The organism is Chitinophaga sp. MM2321 (assembly GCF_964033635.1).
GTDB lineage: Bacteria > Bacteroidota > Bacteroidia > Chitinophagales > Chitinophagaceae > Chitinophaga.
In genome coordinates this window covers 3,688,298-3,705,218 of the sequence record NZ_OZ035533.1, presented here as the reverse complement: position 1 = coordinate 3,705,218, position 16,921 = coordinate 3,688,298, and the positions used below count along the sequence as shown (strand labels likewise).

13 protein-coding genes and 1 tRNA gene are annotated in these 16,921 nt (G+C 45.7%); 4 read left to right on the top strand and 10 right to left on the bottom strand.

What is annotated here, in order from left to right; all coding sequences use genetic code 11:
* Positions 1 to 136: 136 nt before the first annotated feature.
* Complete coding sequence (locus ABQ275_RS14355; protein ID WP_349313830.1) at positions 137 to 2,638, bottom strand: YfhO family protein; 2,502 nt, start codon at positions 2,636 to 2,638, stop codon at positions 137 to 139.
* Between the two features lie 343 nt (positions 2,639 to 2,981).
* Here ABQ275_RS14355 and ABQ275_RS14350 point away from each other — a divergent pair, with 343 nt between their 5' ends.
* Entirely contained in the window at positions 2,982 to 3,788 is an 807-nt protein-coding gene (locus ABQ275_RS14350) for a queuosine precursor transporter (protein ID WP_349313829.1), read from the top strand.
* A gap of 2 nt (positions 3,789 to 3,790) precedes the next feature.
* Here ABQ275_RS14350 and ABQ275_RS14345 read toward each other — a convergent pair whose 3' ends face one another.
* From ABQ275_RS14345 to ABQ275_RS14325, 5 genes are all read right to left on the bottom strand, one after another.
* On the bottom strand, positions 3,791 to 4,246 hold the full coding sequence (locus ABQ275_RS14345; protein WP_349313828.1) for an NUDIX domain-containing protein: 456 nt from the start codon (positions 4,244 to 4,246) through the stop codon (positions 3,791 to 3,793).
* Between the two features lie 54 nt (positions 4,247 to 4,300).
* Positions 4,301 to 6,778 (bottom strand): gliding motility-associated C-terminal domain-containing protein, encoded by a 2,478-nt coding sequence (locus ABQ275_RS14340; protein ID WP_349313827.1) that lies wholly within the window; start codon positions 6,776 to 6,778, stop codon positions 4,301 to 4,303.
* 67 nt (positions 6,779 to 6,845) lie between these two features.
* Positions 6,846 to 7,784, bottom strand: a complete 939-nt coding sequence (locus ABQ275_RS14335; protein WP_349313826.1) for a magnesium transporter CorA family protein — start codon at positions 7,782 to 7,784, stop codon at positions 6,846 to 6,848.
* Positions 7,785 to 7,808: 24 nt separating this feature from the next.
* Positions 7,809 to 8,594 (bottom strand): diaminopimelate epimerase, encoded by a 786-nt coding sequence (dapF, locus tag ABQ275_RS14330; protein ID WP_349313825.1) that lies wholly within the window; start codon positions 8,592 to 8,594, stop codon positions 7,809 to 7,811.
* 48 nt (positions 8,595 to 8,642) lie between these two features.
* A complete protein-coding gene (locus tag ABQ275_RS14325; RefSeq protein ID WP_349313824.1) occupies positions 8,643 to 9,521 on the bottom strand; it encodes a nucleoside phosphorylase in 879 nt (292 codons plus the stop codon).
* A gap of 201 nt (positions 9,522 to 9,722) precedes the next feature.
* Between ABQ275_RS14325 and ABQ275_RS14320 the strand changes: the two genes are divergently transcribed.
* Together ABQ275_RS14320 and ABQ275_RS14315 are read left to right on the top strand one after the other, a co-directional pair.
* Positions 9,723 to 9,796, top strand: a tRNA-Cys gene (locus ABQ275_RS14320).
* Between the two features lie 300 nt (positions 9,797 to 10,096).
* On the top strand, positions 10,097 to 10,588 hold the full coding sequence (locus ABQ275_RS14315; protein WP_349313823.1) for a GNAT family N-acetyltransferase: 492 nt from the start codon (positions 10,097 to 10,099) through the stop codon (positions 10,586 to 10,588).
* A gap of 117 nt (positions 10,589 to 10,705) precedes the next feature.
* On the opposite strand, the gene ABQ275_RS14310 is transcribed toward ABQ275_RS14315, so the two are convergent.
* The 4 genes from ABQ275_RS14310 to ABQ275_RS14295 form a co-directional block, all read right to left on the bottom strand.
* Positions 10,706 to 11,452, bottom strand: coding sequence for a DUF1080 domain-containing protein (locus ABQ275_RS14310; RefSeq protein ID WP_349313822.1), 747 nt, complete (start codon positions 11,450 to 11,452; stop codon positions 10,706 to 10,708).
* Between the two features lie 25 nt (positions 11,453 to 11,477).
* Positions 11,478 to 12,800 (bottom strand): Gfo/Idh/MocA family oxidoreductase, encoded by a 1,323-nt coding sequence (locus ABQ275_RS14305; protein ID WP_349313821.1) that lies wholly within the window; start codon positions 12,798 to 12,800, stop codon positions 11,478 to 11,480.
* A 196-nt stretch (positions 12,801 to 12,996) separates the two neighbouring features.
* Positions 12,997 to 14,502, bottom strand: coding sequence for a magnesium chelatase (locus ABQ275_RS14300; RefSeq protein WP_349313820.1), 1,506 nt, complete (start codon positions 14,500 to 14,502; stop codon positions 12,997 to 12,999).
* Positions 14,503 to 14,538: 36 nt separating this feature from the next.
* Positions 14,539 to 15,633, bottom strand: coding sequence for a VWA domain-containing protein (locus ABQ275_RS14295; RefSeq protein ID WP_349313819.1), 1,095 nt, complete (start codon positions 15,631 to 15,633; stop codon positions 14,539 to 14,541).
* Positions 15,634 to 16,073: 440 nt separating this feature from the next.
* Here ABQ275_RS14295 and ABQ275_RS14290 point away from each other — a divergent pair, with 440 nt between their 5' ends.
* Positions 16,074 to 16,919, top strand: a complete 846-nt coding sequence (locus tag ABQ275_RS14290; RefSeq protein ID WP_349313818.1) for a sugar phosphate isomerase/epimerase — start codon at positions 16,074 to 16,076, stop codon at positions 16,917 to 16,919.
* The last annotated feature ends 2 nt before the right edge of the window (positions 16,920 to 16,921 follow it).

Here is a 16,921-nt window from a genome sequence, read left to right as displayed (position 1 = left end):
TAGATAATATTATATCATCTGGTCACATAAGGTACTCCCGTATTATCCGTAAAATGCTTGTAAATTTAAGATCAAAATAAGCCCTCGTCTTCTTTCTCCTCCCCCTTCGGGGGAGGCCGGGAGGGGGCCGGTTTAACTAAATCCCTCCCTCTTTTCTTTTCCTGCACAGCACTATTTCCCATATAAATGAAGCGATCACCAGGATTAGTAGGATGGTAGAAGATATACCAGAGATCTGCTGTCCTTTATAGAAGGTGGTGGGCTCAAATTTCAAGTCAATTTTATGCTGACCGGCAGGTATTTTAACACCACGCAGGGCATAGTCTACCCGTATGATGTTGGTTGGCTTACCATCGATGTAGGCATTCCATCCGGCAGGATAATAGATTTCCGAGAAAACGCCTAAACCTTCCTGACTGTTGCTGGAAGTATATTCCAGGCTGTTCAAACCGTATTTGGTGAGTTTGATAACGGCATTGCTATCCTTACCTGGTTTGAAGTTGCTACCCAGTTCTTTTTCAAAACGTTTGTCAATAACAGCGGAATCTTTTGTATTGAGATAATCCAGTGTTTTCATTTCTGTATTGGCATCGGGGGCCCATACGATATCACTGACGAACCATGCATTGCCGTTGGCGTCGGGGTTGCGCTGGGCTACCGGCTGACCGGTTTTCTGATCAGGTACAATAAAATATTTGGTGTTCAGCATATTCAATACCTGCATATTGTTTTTGCTGATCTGATGAGAGATGAGATCCTGGTAGATCCATAATTTAGCGGGACTGTAACCACCGATGTTCTTATGGAAGTAAGAAGGAGACGCATCATCAAACGGAGAGGTAGCAAGGTTGAATACGCGGTAGTAAGGGTCCGGGTCCTGTTTGATTTGCAGGTCGGCTGGTGAAGGCGACAGTTGTGTCATGAAAATAGATTCATCTACAAAGCTGTCTTTGCCCAGGTAATTCCTGTCTACCTGTACCAGGTCGATGGTCACTGCAGCGGCCAGGATAATGGCCAGTGGCTGCCATTTCAGTTTGTCCTGGATAAAGGCCCAGAGAGCGCCGGCGGCAATTGCGACGAACACGAGCGAGCGGATGCTGTCTTTCAGCAACAGGCTGCTGCGATCTTTTTCCAGTGCACGAATCAGGAGGCTGCCGTTTTCGTCTCCACCCATCATCCGGCCAAAGTATTGCTGCATAGCTGCATCGCTGTGACCGCTGAAATTGAAGAACATGCTGCCGCCAATACCTACTATGAGTATGAGTCCACCGGTAATGTATACGGCGTTTTTAAGTTTATGGAGCAATTCATCTTTCTTGTGCTTGCCATTTACTACTTCCTGTAAGCCCCAGCAGGCGAGGATGACGAAGGTCAGCGAAGGTAGGACCAACGCCTGTGCCGGCGCCCTGAACTTATTGTATAATGGCAGGTGATAAAAGAGGAAGTCGTTGATAAAGGCGAGGTTCTTACCCCAGGCCAGAATAAAGCCGATAATGGTAATAGCTACCAACCACCATTTATGCCAGCTGGTAACTAACAGTAATGCCAGTACGAAAAGGAAACAGATAATAGCACCTACATATACGGGGCCGGAAGTGCCTTTGGCTTGTGCACCGTAGTACAGCGGGAACTTCATTTGTTCCAGGAACTGTTCCGCCTGCATAGGTTGTGCGCCCATGCTGATCATTTGTTCATATACATGAGAGCCGGTACCCAGCTTTTCGCCGGAGGAGTTACCTGCAAAGCCAGGAATCAGCATGGTAAATGATTCCATGGTGCCATAGCTCCAGTCGTAGGCGTAGCCTATTTCCAGGCCGGTAGATTTTTTTTGTGTGATATCACCCTGATCGAGGGTCAGTTCCGATTTACTACCGCGCATGGTGTAATCCGTGTATTCGCGGGTAATGAGCAGACTGTCCATGGCGGGGAGTACGGCAAGGATGCCGGCAACAACCAGTACAACCGATGCTTTGAAAAACTGTGGCAGTGTTCCGGATTTGAAAGCGTGTACAAACGCGCCTACAGCAAGACAGAGCACCATGATGAGTGTATAATAGATGATCTGCAGGTGGTTGTTGTATACCAGCAAACCGGTGGCCAGTGCTGTTAATGCGGCGCCACTGATTAGTTTTCCCCGGTAGGTGAGGATGATACCGGCCAGTACGGCAGGCATCAGCGCGATGTCGTACATTTTGGTAACATGTCCTACATCTATCAGTATAACGTTATAGGAACAGAAAGCAAAAGCGACGGCGCTGATGATCCGGATCCAGTATTTAAAATCGAGGATACAGGCCAGCAGATACATAGATAGCATGGCCAGGAATAACATATTGATAGGGTCTGGCAGGAAAAGGGTGACCACCTTGTTTACAAATGCCAGCTTATTGGCGCCGGGGCCGGTATACACCACATAGGTGGGCATTCCGGAAAACATGCTGTTGGACCATAAAGGGTGTTCACCAGTTGCTTCATAAAAGTCCTTCGCCTCTTTAGCCATTCCTTTCACGTTCATCATGTCGCTCTGGTTCACCATTTTGCCTTCCAGTACAGGAGAGCAGTAAACCGTTGCCAGCAATATGAAGATGCCAATTGCTGCCAGATGTGGAAGAATGGCTTTTAGCCAGTTTTGCTTCATCGGATATTTTGGATTTAGTTTTAAAGAAACAAAAATAACTGTAATTTATCCGAAATTTCAATATGCGCTGGATTCGATTTGTGTTAAAATTTGCATTTATATGCAACCTGTGCTTTCTTATTGGTGAATTGTTGCGCATTACAGCTTATGATCACTCCTGGGATGTAGTGATCAATCACGTGCTTGTATTAGGAATGGGGGTGGCCTTTCCGGTGAATCTGACCGTATGTATATTGACGGGTATTTTGTTGTTGCTGAAAAAAATAAGCTGGAAACCTTTACCTCCATGGTTATATTTGTTTAACGTTACTATCTTAATATTTCAACTTATAGTTAACTATTAATGGGAAAGAATCTCTTAAACGACAAGCCCACAAAGCTTTTCGTTATCTTCACCAGCTTTTTCGTGGCCAATGCGCTGATTGCAGAATGTATTGGCGGGAAACTCTTTTCACTGGAACAATTACTGGGCCTTCCTGTACATACCTTTACCCTCTTTGGCGAAAAAGGACTCGCCTATACGCTTACCGCAGGTGTATTACTATGGCCGCTGGAATTTGTGATGACGGATATCGTCAATGAATTTTTCGGACCGAAGGCGGTTCGCCGTATTTCTTATATAGCGGTGGCTTTGATCTCCTATGCCTTTATTATGTTCATGGTAGCCATGAATGTACCAGCCGATAGCTGGTGGCTGGGAAGCAGCGCCACTGAAGGGATACCGGATATGCAAAAGGCGTTTGTGGGTATTTTCGGACAAGGCATGTGGATCATCCTGGGTAGCCTGACCGCTTTTCTCGTTAGCCAGATTGTGGATGTGACGGTATTTCACAAGATTAAAAGACGTACCGGTGAGAAACACGTATGGCTGAGAGCTACCGGGTCTACGATTGTATCGCAGCTGGTGGATAGTTTTATCGTATTGTTCATCGCCTTCAAAATAGGTAAAGACTGGAGTTGGCAGCGGGTATTGGCCATCTGTATGGTAAATTACAGCTATAAATTCGTAGTGGCGGTAGCGTTAACCCCGCTGATCTACTTTATTGAACACCGGATTGTGCGTTACCTGGGACATGAAACAGCTGCTAAAATGAAAGCTGAAGCGATGGGCAAAGAGCATCCGTTTGAAGAAGTGGTGGCCAACGAGTAATATTATTTATATCTCTCTTTAACCATATCCGCTACTACTTTATCAATCGGTAAAGTAACAGTAGCCGCAGAAAAGTCTTCCCAGTTAATCCAGCGGGGATGCTCTACTTCCGATACTCCTTCAGGGACTGTAAAATCAAACGGTTTGCTGATGGTCTTTGCAGTGAATGGCGATAATGGCGTTACGAAGTAATAAATGGAAATGATCTGTGTTTCATTATCAAAGGCAGAGATCTGAAAGAAGTCAGTGGTATAGATATGTTCCACTACTTTGATTTCCTGGCCCAGTTCTTCCTGCCACTCCCGGATCATGCATTCCAGTGTACCTTCTCCGAATTCGAGGCCACCGCCGGGGAATTTGGTATAATATCCGCCACGGATATACTCATCCGTTACGAGCACCTGTTTCTGATCATTGATCATGATGCCGTATACTCTTACATTGAATCCTGTTTGCATACAAATTATTATTTACGGAAACCGGGTGTAAATATAAAAGATAAAATGAAAAGCCTAGCGTGTGAGAGTAATCGTACCTTTTAAAAGTCGCTGTATGCCATCCATGTTAAGATAACGGATCATGTACACATAACTGCCTATAGGCTGTGGCACATTTCTGTAAGTGCCATTCCATCCTGCAGCGGGGTTAGTAGTATGGTAAATCAATTCTCCCCAGCGATTGAATATGCTGAAGTCCTGCAGTTGCTGCCCATGATAATTTACAATACGGAAAATATCATTCAAACCATCTCCATTGGGCGTAAAGGCATTCGGGACAAAGATATCGGGAGAACAGACTGATGTCTGGATCACATCCCTACTGGTACCGCAGTCATTTGAAACCTCGACCCAATATATCCCCGGCTGATAAATTGTAAAGATGGAGGTTGTAGCACCGTTTTGCCAGCGATAGCTGTTGAACCCCGGACCAGGAGAGACGATTATAGGCTTGTTGTTGAACAGACAGGTATCGGCACCCAAGTCTATAATGGGAGAGTGGTTGACTTGCACGTGCGTATTGAAAATACTGTCACAACCCAGGTAGGTGATATATTTTACAGTATAATTACCGGTTTGCGTGATTTGAGTACCATCTTGTAATGTGTATGTTTCACCGCTACATATTTCCTGTTGATCATTCGAAATATAGGAAGGTGCTTCTTTCAGGATGGTAGTAATGATACTGTCACAGCCACCAACGCTGAGAAGCGAAGAGGTGTAGGTGCCTGTTACGTTCACAACCTTACCATTAGGTAATGTGAAATCTTGTCCGGCACAGATGGTTGCTTTTTCCGTAATATGGTAGTCCTGCACTACTCTTAGCGTAGTAGTAATAATGCTGTCGCACTTTTGCCAGGTGAGGAAAGTGGAAGTATATGTGCCAGCGACACTTATGGTACGGCCGTCTGGTAGTGTGTAGGAGCTGCCGGTGCATATTTCAACTTCCTCACTGCCGTTATATGGCTCTACTGTTACCAGTTTTGTAGTGATGATGCTGTCGCATCCATGGATATTTTTTAGTGTGCTAATATAGTCGCCTGGAGTATTAACTATTCGACCATCAGGTAACGTATAGTCGCTGCCGGTACAGATGTATTTTTCTTCGCTTACCTGATCTGGTTCCATGATATAAACATCCCGGCTGAATGTAGCCGTATAGCATGGACCACTTACCGCTAAGGTTACATTGTAAGGGCCGGATGCAGCATAGGTGTGCGATGGGTTAAAGCTGGATGAACTACTTCCATCCCCGAAACTCCAACTTACGGAGGTTATACCAGTGGTGTTTGAAACACTGAATGAGGTAGCAGATCCGAAACAGGTATCTTTAACAAGAAAAATTTCCGGATTATAAAAATAGCTGGCCATTAGGGTAGGGAGGCCCATTAATGCGCCGCCAGGAGAGAGATTTATCGCATCTTGCACATAATTACACTCACCTCCGTAGATATTGGGGTTATTTATTATTCCGATATAAGAATAAGGTATATCATAACCATTTTCTGCACTAGCGTATATTTTTCCATCAATTGCCAACTGGAGAGCCCCGAAACGTAAGTTACTACTTTCTATAACCGGATATCGGGAGGCATTAATATCAGGTTCATTCATATTATATTGAAATATGCTTTTCCCGCTATTGGTACTAATATACAACATGTTGCCATCAGGAGAGAATTCTGCTCCATACGGCATATTGATGTCTCCCAAAACCGTTATAGGGCCGTTAATGGCTCCCGTGCTATTATCAAAACTAAGTACTTCAGTATTGGCAGTGCCATCAAGAAGTACGTTACCAAATGTATGTGCCAGTTTTTTACTGTCTGGCGAAAGTTTTATTACGCCACTCATTTCCCAACCATCGTTACTGACTACACTTCCAATAGCATATTCCTGGGCTTGGCCAACACCTGCGCTTGTAATAGGATAAACATGAAATTTGTTGTCATATTTCGTATGCGTGATTACCCATAAATCCATATTGTTACAATGCTTTGTTGCAACAAGGCTTTCGGTGCTGTAATTCTCAGTAAGTAGAAGAATGTTTTTAGAAGCCGTTACTATATCTCCTTTCCCTTCATCAAGACTCATGTCGATCAATGAATAGTACATGCCATGCTCCACGGAGGTAGTAAAGAGAAAATATTTACCTGGATTACCCGGATATGGGACCGCAATAGCTGACTGATTACTAGATGGATTACCCAACAAATTGTCACCATTGGGCATTACAGTATGCGAAGCATTATAGACAATTTTACCGGAGGTATAGAATAACAGATTTCCATTTGCATCAGATACTGTTGCCACACCTTCCCGTGTCTCGATTTTCCCGTCAGTCAATACTCTAGGTGGGAGGGTATTAAAATCTAGGCCTCCTCTCACTCCGAAATACCAAACATTTCCTTCTTTCTGGGCAAAAGACAGTATCGGGGAAAGCAACAGCAATATCAGTATCAATATTGCAACATGAGATGCACGATTCAGCATAGAGATAATAATATAGGTAGCATCTTCCCGGGTCAGGAGGAATTGGTCAGTAATATATGGAATTATTTTAAAACCATTTCTTCTTCATAAAATACCAGCTGATGATCACTGATATAACGATGGAGAGGATAACGGGGATATAAAATGCGTGCATGGTGTGCTGATAGGGGATATCTACGTTCATACCGTAAATACTGGCTACCAGCATGGGAAAGGAAAGTATGATGGTGATGGAGGTAAGGCGTTTCATCACCACGTTCAGGTTGTTGGAAATGATGCTGGCGAAAGCATCCATGGTGCTGCTCAGGATGTTGGTGTAGATATTGGCCATTTCCAGGGCCTGTGAGGTATCTACGATGAGGTCATGCAGGAATTCTTTTTCATCTTCGTTGAGGCCCAGGAAATTGGTACGTTCCAGTTTCATGAGCAACAGTTCATTACTGCGGAGGGCTGTTACAAAATATACGAGGCTTTTTTGTATCCGCATGATGGCGAGGAGTTCCTCGTTTCTGTTGGAGTCGTATAGTTTGGCTTCCAGCAGGTTCCTGCGCTGGTTAATTTCTTTCAGATGATCCAGGAAGTTGACCACCACTTTTTCGAATATTTTCAGCACCATCATATTCCTTTTTTCAGGCGAGCGGTTATGAAAAGTATCGAGGAATCTTTTGATGGCGGCGTTATCGAAGGAGTTGACGGTTATAATCTGGTTGTGGGTGAGAATAATTACGATCGGAATGGTGATGTAGAAGGCGTCACTTTCGTTGATGGAATTGTTCTCAGTAGGGGTTTTGAGGACGATGAGCTTCACATTATCTTCCAACTCGTACCTGGATTTCTCATCCATATCCAGTGAGTCGGTGAGGAAGTCGAGCGGGATGTCAAGGTCTTCAGACAACTGTTCAAATTCACTCTGTTTCAGTGGTGGGGTAATGTTTATCCAGGCACCGTTTTCAGGAGCCTGGATAGCCACTGTTTTTGAGTCTATATTCTTGAAGTATTGGATCATCAGGTAACGATGGGGGTATAATTTTTAGCCGATATTTATCTGTCCTTCAAACACCAGTGTAGCCGGGCCACAGAGCCAGATATTGTCGAATTCACGTTCTCCTGTTTTGGTGAAACGTACTTCCAGCTGACCGCCTAATGTTTGAACAGGCACAATGTATTCTTTTTCTTCTTTGCCTGCGAATGTAAGTGCAGCGGCGGTTACACCGGTGCCACACGAGTAGGTTTCATCTTCCACACCTCTTTCATAAGTGCGTACAAAGATGCCGTTTTCAAATGGCTGCACAAAATTCACGTTGGTACCTTCAGCAGCAAAACGTTCATTGTAGCGGATCTGCCGGCCTTCGTTAAATACATCTACTGCCTGTACATCTTCCACAAATTTAACAAAGTGGGGAGAGCCTGTGTTCAGGTAATAGTAGAGGGGGCCGTGTTCTACAAAGTTTACATCCTGCATTTTCAGGTTTACCCATTTGTCGCCATCCAGGCTGGCTTCATGCTCGCCATCTACCGCAATAAAGTAGAGGTTGCCATCGCCTACACCCATTTTATGTGCAAATGCCACGAGGCATCTGCCGCCATTGCCGCACATGGTGCCTTCCTTGCCGTCGGCATTATAATATTTCATGGCAAAGTCGTAATCCTCGCTTTTGTTGAGGAGCATAAGACCATCGGCGCCGATGCCGAAGCGACGGTCGCACAGCTCATTAACCTGCTCGCTTGTAAGCCAGTCGTACTGCCCCTCCCGGTTATCCATGATCACAAAATCATTGCCGGTGCCCTGATATTTATAAAAGTGAATTTGCTGCATAGATTGCAAAGATAGAAAGATATATTGCGAATTACGAATTGCGGATTTCTATATACCGGCAATAATTTCCAGCCCTTTTCTGATCAGTGCTTCTACGGCGGCGGCGCCATCCTTACTGAATTCCTGGCGGATGCGGTTGGCCACAATGGCGCTTACCGACAGGCATTGGTGGCCTAATACGCGGCCCAGGCCATAGATACCGGAGGTTTCCATCTCGAAGTTGGTGATGCGGTGTCCTTCGTAGGAGAAGCCGGTAAGATTATCTATCAGGTTTGGGTTAGACAAGGCGCCACGTAATGCACGGCCCTGTGGGGCATAGAAGCCTGGACAGGTAACGGTGATGCCTGTATGAAAACCATCTTTGAAATGCTGTTGCAGGCTTTCAGCGGCTGCAAACAGGCAGGGGGCGGCCCCACCGGGCTGCATGAATACCTGTCCGCGGAAGGCTTCCAGCATTTGTTTTTCTTCGGGCGTGTTCTCAAAAACGTAATAGGGCATGAGGTTATCGAGGCCCAGGCCATGAGAAGACACCACGAAGCCATCTACCGGGATACTTTCCTGTAAAGCGCCGGAAGTGCCCAGGCGGATGATCTGCAGGGAAGTGAGTTCGGGTTTGATAAACCTGGTTTCGAAATCGATATTTACCAGGGCATCCAGTTCGTTGAGTACAATATCTATATTATCTGTGCCGATACCGGTAGACACAACAGAGAGGCGTTTATTGCCGATATAGCCGGTATGGGTTACAAATTCGCGGTGTTGAAAGGTGTGTTCTATTTTGTCAAAATGCTTGCTGACATTTTGTACACGATCGGGGTCGCCCACCGTGATAATGGTATGTGCGAGTTCTTCGGGTCTTACATCCAGGTGATACACGGCGCCGCGGCTGTTGAGGATGAATTCAGATTCAGCAATACGTTTCTCCATGGTATTAAATTTTATATTTGCACAATTCGGTATTTGCGGTTCGAGCCTCAATATTCCCACGTTCTGCATAATTATCAAAATATTTTAAGATATTTTTTAAATAATATTTGGTGGATGTTAGATTTTTACTACTTTTGCAATCCCACAAAACAACGTGATGCGCGCTGTGGGTAAGCAATTAAGCATCAAAGAAAAGGAAATGGTTTCGTGGCCGAGTGGCTAGGCAGAGGTCTGCAAAACCTCGTACAGCGGTTCGAATCCGCTCGAAACCTCCAGATGGGAAAGTAAGGAGCCGCTCTTGTAGCGGCTTTTTCGTTTATAATCGTTTTCTGCTGTATGTAATTCCACCTATAATTTCCTTTTCTGTGGCTGGTTGTAGCCTCAACAACCGTTTTAAAGCCATTCCCCTGTCTTAAAAATTAATCTTTGAACGGTAATTTTTGTATGGAGTAATTGTCGTAAATTGCTCCTCCCGCAAAAGTCTGGAGGCTTTTCCGGCAGGTCACAGGATTTGTCTGAAAGCAGCCATGCCGGAAGGCTTTTGCGTTTTACAGACAATCAAATACGAAGGGGTTATGATAGAGATCATGAAAATAACCGCCGATGATACCCAAAGCCTGGAGCAGGTGAAGCTACTTTTCAGAGAATATGCCAATTGGTTAAATGTTGACCTTAGTTTTCAACAGTTTGAAGAAGAGATGTCCAACTTACCGGGTCCGTACGCGGCTCCCACCGGCGCCCTATTCCTTGCGAAGGTAGATGGCCAGGTAGCTGGCTGTGTAGCGGTGAGATCATTTGACAACAGTACTGCGGAAATGAAGCGTCTTTTTGTAAAAGATACTTTCAAAGGGCGCGGTGTTGGAAAAGCACTGGCATCAGAAGCCATAAGAGAAAGTAAAAAAATGGGATATAAGCGGATCCTGCTGGATACGCTCGCTCATATGCGGCCTGCAATAGAATTATATACTTCTCTGGGCTTTCAGCCGATAGCAGCTTATTATGATAATCCTATCAGCAGTGCGGTGTATTTGTCGCTGAATATAGAAGACCAGGATGTAAAGATTTAAAGATTAACCAGATGGGTGCAACAGACCAAAGCGGATAAAATATAGTTTAGTCTAAAATCTTCTTCGCTTTCATCTGTTGCACCCATCCTATTAATCCTGCTAATCTTTTAATCCTGGTTAATCCTGGTTCAGGGGCCTTATCCATATATTTTTAAAGCTCACGGGATTACCATGATCCTGGAGTACAATAGATTTTGCGCCATGTTTTTCATAAAATGGCTTACCGATGTATTGTGTTTGCCCTGTCAGTTCCACATTGTTCTGTACCAGCACACCATTCTGTAATACGGTAGCACGTGCCGGTGTTTTGAGGGAACCGTCATCGTTAAAACGGGGAGCCGTCCAGATCACATCATAGGATTGCCATTCGCCGGGTTTCTTGCAGGCATTCACCAACGGAATCTTTTGTTTATAGAAGCTGCCAGCCTGACCATTGGAATAAGTGCGGTTGTTATAGTTATCCAATACCTGCAGCTCATAGTACTCCTGTAAAAAAACACCACTGTTGCCACGACCCTGGCTTTCTCCTTTTACTTCAGCAGGTGTGCGCCATTCGATATGCAGCTGGAAATCTTCAAACTGTTGTTTTGTTTTGATAACACCTGCATTTTTTACTACGGTCATGGCGCCATTTTTCACGTCCCATTTTGCGGGGCCACCTTTTTCTCCTTCCCACTGATCGAGGTTTTTGCCATCAAATAAGATCACGGCATCCGAAGGTGCAGTAACGGTGGCCATTCCCGGTGTTATAACTTTGGGAACAGGTTCCCATACTTCTGTTTCTTCCGGTTTCATTTGCTGGTTGTTCTGTGCCAGCGCGCTGAGAGACAGCATCGTGCATGCTGTTATGAGAATTGTACGCATTTTACCTGCTTGTTTTATTTTTCGTTTAGGCGATAATGTTAGGGAGTTTATAGCCGTTATGATAAGGAGCGGCTAATAGTTTGTTGGCATCACTGTCAGTAAATTTACCTTCGTATTCATTCCAGAATATTTTTTTGCCGGTACGATAAGCGATGTTACCCATTTGAGCGGTGGTGGCTACCAGTGCGCCAACTTGGGCAGGCGCGTGCAAATCGCTCAGGCTGCGGGACTTCACCACTTCTATAAAGTTTTTAGTGTGGAGTTCCAGGCCGTTGTCTACGGATTTGCGGCGTGGCACTGCTTCCATTTTATCTTTTTCCGGGATCACTTCCCATCCGCCACGGTCCAGCACCAGGGTGCCGTTGTTGCCGATAAAGGCAATGCCATGATCACGGTTATAAGGACCGCCATCAATGCCCTGGGCTTGTTCCCACTGGATATTGTAGCCGTCAAATTCGTATACGGTGGTGAGGGTATCCGGTGTTTCGGCAGCATCATCGGGGTAGGCAAATTTGCCACCTGCTGCCATGATGGATTTGGGCGACTGTGATTTCATGCCCAGCAGTGCGTAATCCAGGAGATGTACGCCCCAGTCGGTCATCAGACCACCGGCATAATCCCAGTACCACCTGAAGTTAAAGTGGAAGCGGTTTTCGTTGAAAGGACGTGTGGTAGCAGGTCCCAGCCAGGTTTTGTAATCTACGCCAGCAGGAACTGCGGAGTCGGGTTTTACCGGGATAGATTTCATCCAGCCCATGTAGGCCCATACTTTTACCAGCCTGATCTGACCCAGCTTGCCGGAGTGTACAAAGTCGATAGCATCTTTAAAATGCTGCTGACTACGTTGCCATTGGCCTACCTGTACTGCGCGGTTGTATTTTTGCTGTGCACCCACCATGGCGCGGCATTCCATGATAGAGTTGCCGATGGGCTTCTCTACATATACATCTTTCCCGGCTGCGCAGGCATCTGTCATCTGCAGACAATGCCAGTGATCCGGTGTGCCGATGATAACGGCATCGATGTTTTTGTCTTCCAGCAGTTTACGGTAATCGCTGTACGCTTTTACCTTGATACCTTTTTGCGCCAACTCTGCCACGCGCTTGTCCAGCACGTTTTTGTCAACATCGCATAAGGCTACACATTGTGCTGCTGGATTTTTGAGCATGGCGGTAAGGTCTGCCCAACCCATGCCATTAATGCCGATAGCGGCTACATTGACCCGGTCGCTGGCCGCTACTGATCTCAACGGCAATGCCTGTAAAGAGGCAGGTAAGGCGGATACCAGCCCGGCACCCGCTACCAGCGTGGAGGCCGACCGGAGGAAGTTTCGTCGTGAGTTATTCATGTAATATAAAACGTTTGTGGAATCGTGGAAATAAATGATTAAAGCGACAAAATAGGGAAAAAAGACTGTGATTCTCGCGGTTAATATAAATTTTGTGATTTAATTAATCAGGGCATAACTGTTAAAATGAGTGTAGTATTGACAATCATTCTTATACCCATTAATTAAATCACAAAAATCATATTTATTGCTCCGCTTATAGCTCGTCGTCAGGCTCTTCTTCGCTACCCATACTGAAATTCATCATGGTTCCCAACAAGTCGCTGAAACGGGTTTCATTTTCCGCTACTTTTTTGCTGATGAGGGAATAGGAGGCCAGTCCGTGGAGGACGAACTCCATCAGCAGCAATTGTTCCCGGTTGCCTGCCTGCGGGAAGCGGGCTTTTACCAGTTCTTTGAGCCCTTCTACTTTGCCGAGGGCGGTATCGTATTGTTTATCGCTGATATCTTGCAGCAGTTGCAGTGAATTACCTTTATCAAACCACTGGATCACACTGCGGTAGGGATTTTCTACGGGTGCTGCCTGTTTCTTCTTTTTGAAAGAATCCGGGTTGGGGAAATAGGAGGCAAAGAGGGTCCGCACGGATTTATCGAGCAGGTTATGCGCTACCTGCAAGGGGCCTTCCTGTTCGCCTTCGTACACCAACTCTATTTTACCGGTGATGGCAGGTATAATAGCCTGCAAATCGGCAATGCGTACATGTGTTTCCTTTTCCTTATTGATGATGGCACGGCGTTCACCGGCACTTACAGCATTTTCATAGGCCGCAATGGTAAGACGGGCAGACACCCCACTTTTCTTGTCCACATACTCACTGCTGCGGGCTTCAAAAGCCACCTGTTCAATGAGCCGTTTTACCATGTCTGCAATCTGTACTTTGCCCAGCTGCTCCTCGTGGATGTCGGCTTCCTGTTCGGTGATGAGCAGGGAGTTTTCCACGCTTTTCGGATAGTGGGTAATGATCTGGCTTTCTATCCTGTCTTTCAGCGGTGTTACAATAGCGCCGCGGTTCGTATAGTCTTCCGGGTTAGCGGTAAAGACAAACAGGATATCAAGTGGCATCCTTACTTTGAAACCCCTGATCTGTATATCGCCTTCCTGCAGGATATTGAAGAGCGCCACCTGGATACGCGCCTGCAGATCGGGTAGTTCGTTGATCACAAAAATGCCGCGGTTAGAGCGGGGAATGATACCGAAGTGGATCACTCTTTCATCGGCGTAACTGAGTTTAAGATTTGCCGCCTTGATAGGATCGATATCGCCTACCAGGTCAGCCACCGATACGTCGGGGGTGGCCAGTTTTTCGCCGTAGCGCGCACTGGCCGGCAACCAGCTGATGGGCGTTTTGTCGCCTTTTTCTGCGATGAGATCGCGGGCATAGCGGGAGAGGGGATGAAACGGATCATCGTTTACTTCCGAGCCTTCCACTATGGGAATGTATTCATCCAGCAGATCGATCATCTGACGGGCCATGCGCGTTTTGGCCTGGCCGCGTAAACCGAGGAAAAGGATATTATGTCTTGACAACAAGGCTCTTTCTGTATCGGGGATCACGGTATCTTCATAGCCAATGATACCCGGGAAAGAGGTTTCTTTTTTTTGCAGTTTTTTGATAAGGTTACGCCTGATCTCTTCTTTTACCGATGTAGGTTTATAACCACTTTTTTTCAGCTCGCCGAATGTTTTTATGCTAATATCCATGAGAAGAAGTTACAATTACGATGATCGTGTTTAATGTTAGAATAGTTTTCTTTTCCCGTTTTCAAAATCATAGAACAGGAACTGACCGAGTTTATCTGTGCCGGAGAAAAAGGCTTTACCATTATTTGTTTCAGTAAATTCCTGCACAAACTTCTGCAGCCAAGGATCGGAGGCCACCATGAAGGTGGTGATAGGTATTTTTAATTTTTTACATTGTGCAGCCAGGTTAAGCGTGCGGTTCAGGATCTTGCGATCCAGGCCGAAGCTGTTTTTATAATATTCCTTCCCGATTTTCAGGCAGGTAGGCTTACCATCGGTGATCATAAAGATCTGTTTGTTTGGATTACGCCTCCGGCGGAGGATATCCATGGCGAGTTCCAGCCCGGCAACGGTATTGGTATGATACGGTCCCACCTGTAAATAAGGAAGGTCTTTAATCTCTATCTGCCAGGCGTCGTTACCGAATACAATGATATCCAGGGTATCTTTAGGATACCTGGTGATGATCAGCTCACTGAGGGCCATTGCCACCTTTTTGGCGGGCGTAATCCTGTCTTCCCCATATAAAATCATAGAATGGGAAATATCTATCATCAGGGCAGTGGAAGTTTGTGTTTTGTAATCCGTTTCCTTTACTTCCAGGTCGTCCTGACTGATAGAAAAGCTATCGATCCCGTGATTGATCTGCGCATTGCGGATAGAAGCGGTGATATCCAACTGATCCACGCCATCGCCAAATTCGAAGGGACGCGTTTCTGCGTTGAGTTCGTCACCAATACCTGATTTGCGGATATTATGATTCCCAGTAGTGGATTTCTTCAGTTTGCCGAAAATCTCTTCCAGCGCGCTTTTACGGATTGTTTGCTCCGTTTTGGACGTGATTTCTATCGCACCGTTTTCTTCGTTTTCGCGCAGGTAGCCTTTATCTTTCAGCTCCTGGATGAAATCGCCGATACCATAATCGCCATTGGTGAGTCCAAATTCCTTGTCCAGCTCTGTGAGCCATTGCAGGGCCTCTGAAACATCTCCGCTGGTGTAGGTAAGGAGTTGGGTGAAAAGATCCAATAGTTTCCGGAAGGGCGGTTTATTGTTTTCGTCCGGATTGAACCGGGAAAAAGTTATACCTCTCATAGCACAAGTTCTGCACTAAAATTACGGATTCTTTGGGTTATTGACGCGATAATGAAAATTTGGGGCCCCCTCCCAACCTCCCCCGAAGGGGGAGGAGAAAGGAGACGAGGGCTTATTTTGACCTGGAGAGCTTGACGGTACCAGACGAATTAAGCACCGAGGAGAAAGGAAAGGTGGGCTTATTTTGACCTTTGATTTACCACCATTTTTTGGATAATACGGAAGTACCTTATGAGGCCAGATGACATAATAATGATGACATAATAATGATGACATAATAATATTATCTACCTGCATTAGATAGCCACCTCAAAAACAAAAAAAAGCCCTTGTCTCCTTTCTCCTCCCCCTTCGGGGGAGGTTGGGAGGGGGCCAACATATTTTTCTTGTTGCATTTTCCCCCGGAAGGAATTACTTTCAACCATCAAAAAAATATCTATATGAAAAAACTGAGAAATGCATTGATGCTGGCTGGTGGGTTAGCGATTGCATTATTTGCCTCGTCTGCCAATGGGCAGGCCAGGGCAGATGCATTGGGCTGGAAGCTGGGCGCACAGGCATGGACCTTCAACCGCTTTACACTGGCGGAGGCACTGGATAAGATGGACAGTTGCGGCATCCAGTATGTGGAGGCCTTCCCTGGCCAGGTAATTGGCGGTGGCATTGAGGGCAAATTTGACTATCATATGTCGGCCGATAAACAGGAACAAGTGAAAAGCCTGTTTAAAAAGAAGCACAAAGTGCTGGTTGCTTTTGGGGTAGTAGTACCTGATTCCGAAGCAGATTGGCGGGTTTTGTTTGATTTTGCCAACAGAATGGGCATTCAGAGCATTACCAGCGAACCACAGGCAGAATACCTGGACCTGATCTCTTCGCTGTGCGACAAGTACAACATTAAACTGGCGATCCATGATCACCCCAAACCTAGTCATTACTGGCATCCTGACAGCGTACTGGCTGCCATCAAAGGCAGAAGTAAACTGATGGGCGCCTGTGCTGATATTGGTCACTGGGTACGTTCAGGACTGGACCCGGTTGAATGTCTGCGTAAATTGGATGGTCATATCGTGAGCCTGCATTTCAAAGACCTGAATGAGAAATCACATGATGCCCATGATGTAATATGGGGTACCGGTGTAAGTCAGATGGGTAAAGTGATGGAAGTGCTGAAAGCGCAGAAGTTTAAAGGGTTGTTTTCTGCAGAATATGAATACCACTGGGATAACAATGTACCTGAAGTGAAAGCGAGTGCAGCGTACTGGAAACAGATGGTGAGTAACTTATAATA